This is a genomic window from Psychromonas hadalis ATCC BAA-638 (assembly GCF_000420245.1).
GTDB lineage: Bacteria > Pseudomonadota > Gammaproteobacteria > Enterobacterales > Psychromonadaceae > Psychromonas > Psychromonas hadalis.
On the sequence record NZ_ATUO01000031.1, the window covers coordinates 1 to 12051 of the forward strand.

The 12051-nt window shown below is 40.1% G+C and carries 9 protein-coding genes; 8 read left to right on the top strand and 1 reads right to left on the bottom strand.

Features of this window, described 5'->3' with window-relative positions; genetic code table 11:
- The first annotated feature begins 250 nt into the window (after positions 1-250).
- Together G322_RS0105780 and G322_RS0105785 are read left to right on the top strand one after the other, a co-directional pair.
- The gene (locus G322_RS0105780) at positions 251-2215 is read left to right on the top strand and encodes a cation:proton antiporter (protein ID WP_022940862.1); all 1965 of its coding nucleotides are present in this window, start codon (positions 251-253) and stop codon (positions 2213-2215) included.
- Positions 2216-2324: 109 nt separating this feature from the next.
- Positions 2325-3659: a D-serine ammonia-lyase gene (locus tag G322_RS0105785; protein ID WP_022940863.1), complete on the top strand. Its 1335-nt coding sequence runs from the start codon at positions 2325-2327 to the stop codon at positions 3657-3659.
- 404 nt (positions 3660-4063) lie between these two features.
- Here the strand turns inward: G322_RS0105785 and xseA are convergent, their stop codons facing one another.
- Positions 4064-5395 carry an exodeoxyribonuclease VII large subunit gene (gene xseA / locus G322_RS0105790; protein ID WP_022940864.1) on the bottom strand — a complete coding sequence of 444 codons (1332 nt, stop codon included), beginning with the start codon at positions 5393-5395 and terminating at the stop codon, positions 4064-4066.
- 186 nt (positions 5396-5581) lie between these two features.
- Here xseA and guaB point away from each other — a divergent pair, with 186 nt between their 5' ends.
- From guaB to ispD, 6 genes are all read left to right on the top strand, one after another.
- Positions 5582-7048, top strand: a complete 1467-nt coding sequence (gene guaB / locus G322_RS0105795) for an IMP dehydrogenase (protein WP_022940865.1) — start codon at positions 5582-5584, stop codon at positions 7046-7048.
- A gap of 187 nt (positions 7049-7235) precedes the next feature.
- On the top strand, positions 7236-8816 hold the full coding sequence (gene guaA / locus G322_RS0105800) for a glutamine-hydrolyzing GMP synthase (RefSeq protein WP_022940866.1): 1581 nt from the start codon (positions 7236-7238) through the stop codon (positions 8814-8816).
- A 152-nt stretch (positions 8817-8968) separates the two neighbouring features.
- Positions 8969-10336 carry a glycoside hydrolase family 18 protein gene (locus G322_RS20020; protein WP_022940867.1) on the top strand — a complete coding sequence of 456 codons (1368 nt, stop codon included), beginning with the start codon at positions 8969-8971 and terminating at the stop codon, positions 10334-10336.
- A gap of 134 nt (positions 10337-10470) precedes the next feature.
- Positions 10471-11034 carry a hypothetical protein gene (locus G322_RS0105810; RefSeq protein ID WP_022940868.1) on the top strand — a complete coding sequence of 188 codons (564 nt, stop codon included), beginning with the start codon at positions 10471-10473 and terminating at the stop codon, positions 11032-11034.
- 31 nt (positions 11035-11065) lie between these two features.
- On the top strand, positions 11066-11341 hold the full coding sequence (gene ftsB, locus G322_RS0105815; RefSeq protein WP_022940869.1) for a cell division protein FtsB: 276 nt from the start codon (positions 11066-11068) through the stop codon (positions 11339-11341).
- 27 nt (positions 11342-11368) lie between these two features.
- Entirely contained in the window at positions 11369-12049 is a 681-nt protein-coding gene (gene ispD / locus G322_RS0105820) for a 2-C-methyl-D-erythritol 4-phosphate cytidylyltransferase (RefSeq protein ID WP_022940870.1), read from the top strand.
- Positions 12050-12051: the final 2 nt, after the last annotated feature.

The following is a 12051-nucleotide window of genomic DNA, read 5'->3' on the forward strand; positions in this document are numbered from 1 at the left end:
AGGATCGGCTTCAAAATTACTTGCGCTTTTGTTTTCAAAATAACCAGTCATTTAGGATTGGCTTCAATATTAGTTGCGATTTTGTTTTTAAAATAGCCAGTCATTTAAGGCTTTTTGGAAACAATTTATCGCAAGTTATTTTGTAACGATCCCTTCAGGCTTTTTGAAAACAATTTAGCGCAAGTTATTATGTAACGATTCCTAAATGCGCTAAAAATTGCCGTGTAACGCATAAGGAGTTTTTAGATTCGTGTTAAGCGATCTTTTATTACTGCTCTGTTTTGCAATCATCAGTGTGATTGTATTTAGGCAACTGCGCCTATCTAATATTGTTGCTTATCTTTTTACTGGGTTTGTGCTCGGTCCTTCCCTGCTTAATTTTCTAGACTCTTACCATGAGATAGAGTTAATTGCTGAGTTTGGCATTGTATTTTTAATGTTTTCGTTAGGATTAGAGTTTTCCCTTAATAAACTCATTGAGATGCGACGTTCTGTCTTTGGGTTAGGGGCGTTGCAGGTTATTGTCTCCTTTTTTCTTTTCTATTTTATCAGCCAATTTTTTGCCATGACATGGCAACAATCATTTACCATCGCAGGTATTTTGACTATGTCATCCACAGCGATCATTGTAAAAGTACTCTCTGACCAGCAACAGTTGCATTCTAAACGTGGCAAGCTTGCTATCGCTATTTTATTATTTCAAGACCTTGCTGTTGTGCCTTTTTTAATTATTATCCCCATTATTGCCGTGCCAAACCTAGAGGGTGGTTTTGTGATGCCACTGCTACTTGCATTTGTAAAAGGCGCATTTTCCGTTGCTGTCTTACTTGCTATCGGCCGTTGGATATTACCCCGTTTTTTTGATGAGATGGGGAAAGTGCGTTTCGATGAAATTTTTATATTATCGAACCTATTTGTGACTCTGTTTGCCGCTTGGTTTACCCAGTTTCTTGGTTTGTCGATGGCACTAGGGGCTTTTCTTGCGGGCATGATGCTCGCTGAAAGCCATTATCGTCATCAGCTCTCTGCGGACATTCGTCCCTTTAAAGATATTTTAATGGCGATCTTTTTTATCTCGATTGGCACTTTGCTCAGTTTTGATATTTTACGTGATAATTTAGTCCTATTGTTATTGATGGTGGTGGGCATGATGCTCGCCAAAATTCTGACTATTACCTTAGCTGCTCTTATCATGAAAGAGAAATTAACCACGGCGCTAGGGGTTGGCATTGCACTTGCTCAGATGGGCGAGTTTGGTTTTATTTTGGTGGCACTGGCCAGTAAGTATCAGTTATTAGATGATGAGGTATCTTCATTATTGATTGCGACGGGGGTTATCAGCATGTCTTTGACGCCCGTGTTGGTGAAATATAGCCAGAAAATAACCCGTGAAGTGTTGCACCACTATGAGAAAGTATTTCATTTTCAAAAAACGTTACCTGGGCAATTTAGCGATCACACCATTATTTGTGGTTATGGGCGCGTCGGTCAGATTGTCTCGCGTTTTTTACGTGCTGAATCACTGCCTTTTATTGTCTTAGACAGAGATCCTATGCGTGTGAAAGAGGCGCGAGAAGGGGGCGAGCAGGTCGAGTTTGGTGATGCAAGTCGCCGAGAAATATTGCTGATTGCGGGTATCGAAAAAGCTAAATTGTTGATTATTACCTTTAATGATCTACAACGAGCCTTAGCATTACTGGGACAAATTCGTGCAATAAACCCAAATGTAAAAGTATTGGTACGTACTAAAAATGATCAAGGGCTAGATGCGTTATATGAAGCGGGGGCAACAGAGGTAGTGCCTGAAGTCTTAGAGGGAAGTTTGATGCTAGTCGCACATGTTCTGTTTTTATCGGGTGTACCACGCAAAAAAATAATGCAACGACTTGATTGTGAAAGGCGAACAAAATATCAACATCTACATGGTTTTTATTATGGGAAAGAGAGCCAAAATGAAAAAAACACGTGGAACATTGAACAGATACACGCTGTTGTTTTGCCTGAAACCTCTGAATTTATTGACAGCTTTGTTCTACAGTTTCATTTTAGTGGCGTCAGTATTAAATCGTTACACCGTAAAAGTGGTGATGAGGTATCACTGTCAGAGAAAACGCGCTTTAAAGCGCGCGATGTGGTGTTATTGCAGGGAAATAAAAGTGAACTGTTAAAAGCGGAAAAAGTGTTACAACGAAAAAACTATCAATCTCCTATTTAATAACGATGTTACGCAGTTAAAGTCTGCATTTGTGAGGAGGTAAAAATATTATTCAGAAATAGATGAAGAATATACATTCTTACTTTCATATCTTATTTAGGAAAAAATAATGAAAAAGGATCAAATAGAAAAATTAGTATCGGATTTCCCATTAGTGAAGAAACTAATCAATTTAGAAGAGCTTTCTTGGTTCAATCCAAACATAACAAATATAGCAGAGGCTTTGCATCATATACCATTAAATGAGAATGATGTGCGAGATGCCAGCGATAGATTAACGCGTTTCGCTCCCTATCTGATGAAAGCTTTTCCAGCAACAATTCCAAATAAGGGGATCATAGAATCTGAGATAGAAGAGATCCAGGAAATGAAAGAGGAGTTAATGACTCACTATGATACCAAGATAAACGGAAAATTATTTATAAAAAAAGATTGTCATCTTCCAATATCTGGCTCCATCAAGGCGAGAGGTGGAATCTATGAAGTATTGAAACATGCCGAAGACCTAGCCATTAAAGAAGGATTGATTACTGTTTCGGATGATTATGAAAAATTTATATCGCCAGAATTTAAAGCGTTTTTTGCGGGATATAAGATAGCCGTCGGATCTACCGGTAACTTAGGTTTATCTATAGGTATAATGGGCTCTAAGCTTGGTTTCGACGTGAGCGTTCATATGTCAGCAGACGCTAGACAATGGAAAAAAGATAGACTCAGATCTCATGGAGTGACGGTCGTTGAATATGAATCTGATTATGGTGTGGCCGTCGAGCAGGGAAGAGAAAAGTCTAAAGATGATCCTAAGTGTTTTTTTATCGACGATGAAAACTCACTCAACCTTTTTTTAGGTTATAGCGTAGCCGGAGAAAGCCTCAAGAAGCAGTTCTCGGATCAAGGTATAATAGTAGATCAGGCTCATCCATTATTTGTTTACCTTCCTTGTGGGGTAGGCGGGGGGCCAGGAGGCGTCGCGTTCGGCCTCAAACTTGCTTTTGGTGACGATATACATTGTATCTTCGCGGAGCCTACACATTCGCCTTGTATGCTATTAGGAGTTCATACCGGGCTTCATGATAATATCAGTGTGCAAGACATAGGCATCGATAACATAACAGCTGCCGATGGACTCGCCGTAGGTAGAGCTTCGGGATTCGTAGGAAGAGCCATGGAGCGCATGCTAGGCGGATACTTCACCATAGCAGACGAAGAAATGTATAAGCTTTTGGGAATAATGAACGATTGTCAAAAAATTAAACTCGAACCATCAGCCTTGGCTGGAGTGAAGGGGCCTATCCATGTAGAAAATAATAAAGATTATCTGAAACGCATGGATTTTTCTCCCGAAAAAATGAGAAATGCGACCCACTTAGTCTGGGCCACGGGTGGCGGCATGGTACCCGAAAAAGAAATGAAGCAGTATCTGCAAGCTTCACAGCTTAGGTAGTCAAAACTACAAAGCAACGAAAAAAAACAGAAGTAAAAAGTGAACTAGATACTTATTCTAGTTCACTTTTTAGTCTATATCGATTAATGCTTCATTTTTAACATTCCATGGTACTAATACCAGTCTGATTAACCAGTGAAATTGATTAGATATTGGTATTGTTGATCTTAATAGACTGATAACTCAGGGCGTGACGGTGATTAAACGTTGACTGAATTTCGGGATGAACCTGTGGTTAAATAATGGCCACTGGTTCATCTTTGGAGTCAATAATGACTCAACCCTGTGATTCATTCATTTCCCTTACTACCACTGTATTTCTCGCTGTGTGCGTCGCGTTTTTTTGTGTGGTGAAGATAAGTACACAGGACAAAAGCTATCAATCCCCTGTTTAAAAGAAAGGACTAAATAATTACTCGTGCTTTTACCTCCCCTTGTGCAAAGTGAATATCAATCAAGGCTTCATTGCTAAGCGTTGATGCATCAATTATCACGCGACCTTTTTCATCTTTGACAATCGCATAACCACGGGCAAGGGTTGCTAATGGACTCACACTGTTGAGTTGGTTGATGCCATTTTGTAGATCAGTTTCACTGCGTTGAAGTTTATTCATTATTGCATTTTTTAAACGCGCATTTAGCTGTGATTGTTTTTGTAGTTCAAGGTTAATGGTTTTCTCTGGGCTATGTTGCAGTAAACTTGAATGTAATCGGTTTACCTGTTGCTGTTTACCATTTAGTAATGTATTCATTGCATGTTGTAGGCGCAAGTTGAGTTCGTCTGCAATGAGTGTTTGTTGTTGCAGTTTATGTTTGGGATCTTGTTTAAATAGTTTTTCAGTTAACAGGGCGTGTTGATGTTGAGTACGTTGTAAATTATTACTCATCGCACTTTTTAAACGTGTCACTAATGTTTGTAATTGGGTACTGACAAAGGCTTTGTTTTGACTGACAAGTTCAGCTGCTGCCGATGGCGTTGCAGCACGAATATCAGCGACAAAATCACTGATAGTGACATCTATCTCATGACCTACTGCACTAATAATTGGCAGTGTGCTATTGAAGATAGCGTGCGCAACCCTCGCTTCATTAAAACACCATAAATCTTCTAACGAGCCACCACCACGGCCAACAATTAATAAATCACACTCATTGCGCGCATTAGCCAGTTGAATTTGTGCTGCAACAGATTCTGCGCTACCAGTCCCTTGTACTTGGCTTGGGTAGATAACAACCTGTAAACGTGGATCGCGACGTTTTAATACACTTAAAATGTCGTGCAGAGCCGCCCCAGTAGAGGAGGTGATGATACCGATGCATTTGATGATTTGGGGCAGTGGTTTTTTGTGTTTTTCAGAAAATAATCCTTCTGCAGCCAGTTGACATTTTAACTGATCAAATTGTTGCTGTAATAAACCATCCCCTTCAGGTTGCATACTTTCTATTATTAGTTGGTAATCGCCACGGGCTTCATAAAGGCTTAATTTTCCTCGCACTAATACTTGTTGCCCATGTTTTGGAGTAAACCCTGCTCGTCTGTTATTGCCTTTAAACATCGCACATTTAACCTGTGCACTGTGATCTTTCAAAGTAAAATACCAGTGCCCCGAAACGGCAATGGTGAGGTTGGATATTTCGCCTGATAACCACACCACGCCAAGGCCCGTTTCAAGCAGTGCTTTAGCCGCACGGTTAAGGCGACTAACGCTGTAAATATTACTGTTTTGAGAGTTCATTGATTGATCACTTTCAAGGGATTTAGTGTTGGATATTAGCACTTTTCATGTTTAAGAAAAAGAATGTGTAATAAACGATTTTTTAATTGTACTTATGTCACAAAACGATTAAAATCCATCCGCAATATCACCCCCAAGAAATAGGGGGTGCCTAAATACTCCCAACTATAAGCGAGATATTGCAAAATGCTACGAATTGCCAAAGATGCATTAACATTTGATGATGTATTATTAGTACCAGCTCATTCGACTGTACTGCCAAACACTGCGGATTTAACAACGCAACTTACACAAACAATTAAGCTGAATATTCCAGTCGTTTCTGCTGCAATGGATACGGTAACTGAAGCACGTTTTGCAATCGCATTAGCACAAGAAGGTGGCATCGGTTTTATTCATAAAAACATGTCTATTGAAGTGCAAGCTGAGCAAGTACGTTTAGTTAAGATCCATGAAAGTGGTGTAGTAGCAAATCCTGTTACTGTTTCTCCTACAACTACATTAGGTCAAATCAAAGAGCTAACAGAGCAACATGGCTTTGCGGGTTATCCTGTTGTTGAAGCTTCTGGTGAACTTGTCGGTATTATCACCGGTCGTGATGTGTTGTTTGAAACTGATTTAGAAAAGCCAGTTTCGGCGGTGATGACGGTAAAAGCTAATTTAGTCACTGCAAAACCCAATACCCCACGTGATGAAATTGAAGCGTTAATGCATTCAAAACGTATCGAAAAAGTATTGTTAACCGATGATGATTTCAAGCTTAAAGGCATGATTACGGTAAAAGATTTCCGTAAAGCCGAGCGTAAACCTAATGCGTGTAAAGATGAATTGGGTCGTTTACGTGTGGGTGCTGCGGTAGGCGCTGGCGCGGGTAACGAGTTGCGTATTGATGCGTTAGTTGAAGCTGGTGTTGACGTGTTATTAATTGATTCTTCACACGGTCATTCTCAAGGTGTGCTCGATAGAATTAAAGCAACACGTTTAAGCTACCCAGATTTACAAATTATTGGCGGTAATGTGGCGACGGGTGATGGTGCTAAAGCATTGGTTGCCGCTGGTTGTAGTGCGGTTAAAGTAGGAATAGGCCCAGGTTCAATCTGTACAACACGTATCGTAACAGGCGTTGGTGTACCACAATTGACGGCTATTTCAGATGCGGTTACCGCACTTGAAGGCACTGGTATTCCTGTTATCGCTGATGGCGGTATCCGTTTCTCTGGTGATATCGCTAAAGCACTTGCTGCTGGCGCGTCATGCGTCATGATGGGGAGCATGTTTGCTGGCACGGAAGAGTCTCCGGGTGAAATTATTTTATTCCAAGGACGTTCATTTAAATCATACCGTGGTATGGGGTCATTGGCTGCCATGTCTCAAGGCTCATCTGATCGTTACTTCCAAAGTGATAATGCAGCTGACAAATTAGTGCCAGAAGGTATTGAAGGCCGCGTTGCTTACAAAGGTAAAGTGAAAGAGATTATTCATCAGCAGATGGGCGGTGTACGTTCATCAATGGGGCTAACTGGCTGTGCAACCATTAAAGAGATGAACACCAAAGCGATGTTTGTAAAAATTACCAGTGCAGGTATGGGCGAAAGTCACGTGCATGATGTAGCGATTACCAAAGAAGCACCTAATTATCGCACTGGTGGCTAGTTTATAAGTCCTTACTTGTTAAATTGACCTGTCACGGCGTTGAAAGTGCTCACTGGGTAAACCAAGCTCCGCGCTTTCGCCTTGTTACAGGGCAATTTCTCAGCGTAATCACCTTATAAATATTTCAAATAAAATTAAAAAATAAGGCGTTTTTGTTAACGTCTTATTTATTTAGGAATGATTAAACATGACAACTAACATCCATAAACAACGTATCTTAATCTTAGACTTTGGCTCTCAATATACGCAACTTATCGCGCGTCGTATCCGTGAAATTGGTGTTTACTGTGAGCTTTGGAGCTGGGATGTTTCAGAAGCGGATATTAAAGAGTTTAACCCAAGTGGTATCGTGCTTGCTGGTGGTCCTGAAAGTGTTACTGCTGAAAATTCACCACGTGCGCCTGAATATGTATTTAATGCCGGCGTACCTGTTTTAGGCATTTGTTACGGCATGCAAACCATGTCACATCAACTTGGTGGCGCTGTCATTAAAGGTGAAGGTGAGGGCGAATTTGGTTATGCACAGGTTGAAGTGCAAACGGATTCTAAATTCCTTGCGGGCATTGAAGATGCGTTGTCAGATAGTGGTAATGCGTTACTTGATGTTTGGATGAGTCACGGCGATAAAGTTTCTGCTATCCCTGCTGATTTTATTACCGTTGCTAACACGGCAACCTGTGAATTTGCTGCCATTGCTAATGAAGAAAAACGCTTTTACGGTGTACAATTTCATCCAGAAGTAACCCATACTCGCCAAGGCGAACGTATGTTACGCAACTTTATTGTGGATATTTGTGGCTGTGAAACATTGTGGACATCAGCATCTATTATTGACGATGCAATTGCAAAAATGAAAGAGAAGATAGGTGATGACGAAGTCATATTAGGGCTTTCTGGCGGTGTTGATTCCTCGGTTGTGGCGATGTTATTGCAACGTGCCATTGGTGATAAGCTAACGTGTGTGTTTGTGGATAATGGTTTACTTCGTTTAGACGAAGGCGATCAAGTGATGGAGATGTTTGGCTCGCATTTTGGGTTGAAAATCATCCGTGTTGATGCTGAAAATCGTTTCTTAGATGAGATGGCTGGTGAAAGCGACCCTGAGAAAAAACGTAAAATCATTGGTCGTGTTTTTGTTGAAATTTTTGATGAAGAATCTAAAAAATTATCCAATGCTAAATGGCTTGCACAGGGCACTATCTATCCAGACGTGATTGAATCAGCCGCTACTAAAAATGGTAAAGCACATGTGATTAAATCTCACCATAATGTGGGTGGTTTGCCGGATGACATGGAGATGGGGCTCGTTGAGCCACTTCGTGAATTGTTTAAAGATGAAGTGCGTAAAATTGGGCTAGAGCTAGGTTTACCCTACGAGATGCTTTACCGTCACCCATTTCCAGGGCCAGGTTTAGGCGTACGTGTATTGGGTGAAGTGAAAAAAGAGTATTGTGATCTGCTACGCCGTGCGGATGCTATCTTTATTGAAGAGTTACACAAAGCTGATTATTACCATAAAGTGAGTCAAGCCTTTGTTGTATTTTTGCCTGTGCGCTCAGTGGGTGTTATGGGTGATTGTCGTAAATATGATTGGGTCGTTTCACTACGCTGTGTTGAAACGATTGATTTTATGACGGCGCGTTGGTCACATCTTCCTTATGATCTTATTGGTCATGTTTCAAACCGTATAATCAATGAAATTGATGGTATTTCTCGTGTTGTATACGATATTTCTGGTAAACCTCCTGCGACAATTGAGTGGGAATAATCCTTTTATTTCAATTAAGTAACTAATATAAAACGCTCTTTGAGCGTTTTTTTTACTCTGTTATTGCAACTGAGAAGTTAAGCAGGTTTAGTTGTTGTTTCTTTTATATACTGTGCTACGAAATATGGGCCAATATTTTAAAGGAATAAATAATGGAAGTTTTGAGCCGTAAAACAACCAAACTTGCAACAATTGTTGCCGTTACATTCGCATTAGGTGCTTGCTCTGGTAACAGCGAAGAGAAAAAAAGCACTGGGCATTTTGAACAATCATCAGGGAAAGTCGTTGGAGCTTATTTCCCTGATTGGCGTGTCTATGATGACGTACCCTACTTACCTTCACAAATTCCAGCGGGCGATTTAACCCATGTGATCTATGCATTTTTAACCATGTGTGGAACGCACCCCTCTGATACGGGGGAAGCGTTACTTAAACAGATTGAAGAAACCTGTAAAGATAAACCAGAGTTCACTGCGATTGTCGCTGATCAAAAAGCAGCTTATGGTTTAACACTCGCCGACGGCACTGAATATGAAGGCCACTTTGAGCAGTTTAAAACGCTTAAAATTGCTAATCCCCATCTGACTGTTTTACCCTCGTTTGGTGGTTGGACGATGTCTCAACCTTTCCATGAGATGATTAAAACAGATGCTGGGCGTAAACAGTTTGTTGAATCTGCTATTAAATTGGTTGAAGACTCTGAGGTGTTTGATGGTATTGATCTTGATTGGGAATACCCAGGCGGTGGTGGTTTAACAACCGCATCGTGGGATCCTAAAACAAAACTAAGCACTGTGGTGATGAAACATGAAACCAAAATGTTTACCCAGATGCTAAAAGAGTTACGTGCTGGTCTTGATGCCTTAGGCGAAAAAAATGGTCGTCACTATGAATTAAGTGCCGCCGCTGGAGTGCCACCTGCAAAAGTAGCCAACATTGATTACCCAGAAGCAAGTAAATATATTGATCACTGGTTTGCTATGACCTATGATTTTTTTGGTGGATGGAGTACTAATGATATTGGTCATCTTTCTAATCTTAAAGGCAGTGGTGACCTAAAATGGTGGTCTGGCTCTGACGGGTATATTGCGGGCATGTTGAAAGCGGGTCTGCCTGCCGAAAAACTTGTATTAGGTGCTGCGTTTTATGGGCGTGGTTGGACTGGGTTAACAAATTATCCAGAAGGTCGTCCATACGCTAAAAATGAAGATGATACCTATGCAACAGCTGAAGCGGGTATAAAGCTTGATCTGCCTTATCATGAAATTCAAAAAATGGTCACCGATGAAAAATCGGGTTGGGTTGAATTTTATGATGCAAAACATGATGCTGCTTTTGCGTGGAATGAAGTACAAAAAGGGTTTATTTCTTATGACAATGCGCGCTCTGTCGAAGCGAAAGGCAACTGGGTATTAGCGCGAGGTTTTGCGGGTATTTTCGCTTGGGAGGTCACTCATGACCAAAATAATGAATTAGTTGAAGCGATGAATAAAGGGGTGAAAAATATCCCCGTTAAGTAATGATCTACTTTTAAACTAACAAAGGGTTATCTTTTTAAGATAGCCCTTTTTATTTTATCGGCAAAAGTGCGGGGTACACTTTATCTTCATATTTTTACTGTTATTATAGCGGTTTTGATTAAGAGTGATGGAACATGACGTTAGTAATTGAAATATTAGGTTGGACAAGTGTATTTTTTTATATTGTATTACTTGTTTTTAATGGCATGAAAAATATGCGTTTAGCTTCTTTTTTATCGGTTGCTAATGATGTTACTTGGGGATTTATGATTGGTGTTATGCCCAAAGTTTTGCTTAATTTAGTGGTCGGTAGCGTTACCTTTTATCGTTATCTTTGTGACTTCACTAAAACACCTAAAAAAGTGATTAATCTGTTCTTATTGCTGATGATGATAGGTTTACTCTATTTTATCTATTTTGCAGTCAATGACTACTTAGCAAACCCTTCTACAGGTTTACTGCTCACTTGGTTTGATTTTATTATTATTTTAACTGCGTTAAGTGTTAAGCAGATCCGTTTATTTCAGGTGTTCATGCTTATCTCTGCATTTTTAGGCGGTTATGCCTACTACCTTTTAGGGATTGAGCAGATGGTAGTGATAAAAATCATTGTTGCTATTATAACCAGCTATAAGTTATTGATTCATCCTCATTTCCCTCAGCTAGAAAATAAACTGTTGTTTTGGAAAGAAGTCTAATTTTTATTGCATTACACATAAGGTAATTTTGATGCGTCTGTTTTTTATAGCCTTACTTTTTCTCTTATTGCTGGTGCAATATCACTTGTGGTGGGGGAAAAATGGTATACAAGATAATCAACAATTAGCTGCAGAAGTGGCTCTTGCGAAAGAGAGTAATGCCACACTTGTTTTACGTAATAATATGATGTTTTCTGAAATTGATGATCTTAAAAGTGGCTCAGAAGCGATTGAAGAGAGAGCGCGTAATGAGCTTGGCTTAGTGAAAGAGGGCGAAACCTTTTTCCGTATTGTCCCTAAATATTAGGCGTGAAAAGTAAGAGGTAGTTATGTAATGAACAGAAATTTAATTGCGGTTATTGCCGCAGCGGGTATCGGTAAACGTGTTGGTGCAACGATCCCCAAACAGTATTTACCCCTGCTTGATAAAACAATTATTGAATACAGTTTGCGCCCTTTTCTTAATCATCCAGAGATAAGCCGTGTGGTTGTTTCATTGGCTAAAAATGATCAATGGTTTGCTCATTTAGCGGTTGCTAAGCATCCTAAAATAGAAACGGTGATTGGTGGTGCTGAGCGAGTAGATTCTGTTTTAGCTGCATTAAATGTTATCGATGCCGATGATTATATCTTAGTGCATGATGCTGCGCGTCCTTGCATTCGTACTACTGATATTAATAAATTGATCAAGCAAGTTAAAAGTAACCAACAAGGTGCTATTTTAGCCAGCAAAGTACGCGATACCATGAAGCGCAGTGATCATCATAATGAAATTATTACCACGGTAGAGCGCGATAACCTTTGGCATGCTTTAACGCCACAAATGTTCATTAATAAACAACTTACTGATGCGATTAACAGTGCTACTTACCCGGATAAAATAACCGATGAAGCTTCTGCACTGGAGATGTGTGGTTTGCCTGTTACTATTGTAGAGGGTCGTTCAGATAATTTAAAAGTAACCCGTGAAGAAGATTTGCAACTCGCCACTTTTTACCTATCACAAGGAGAATGAAG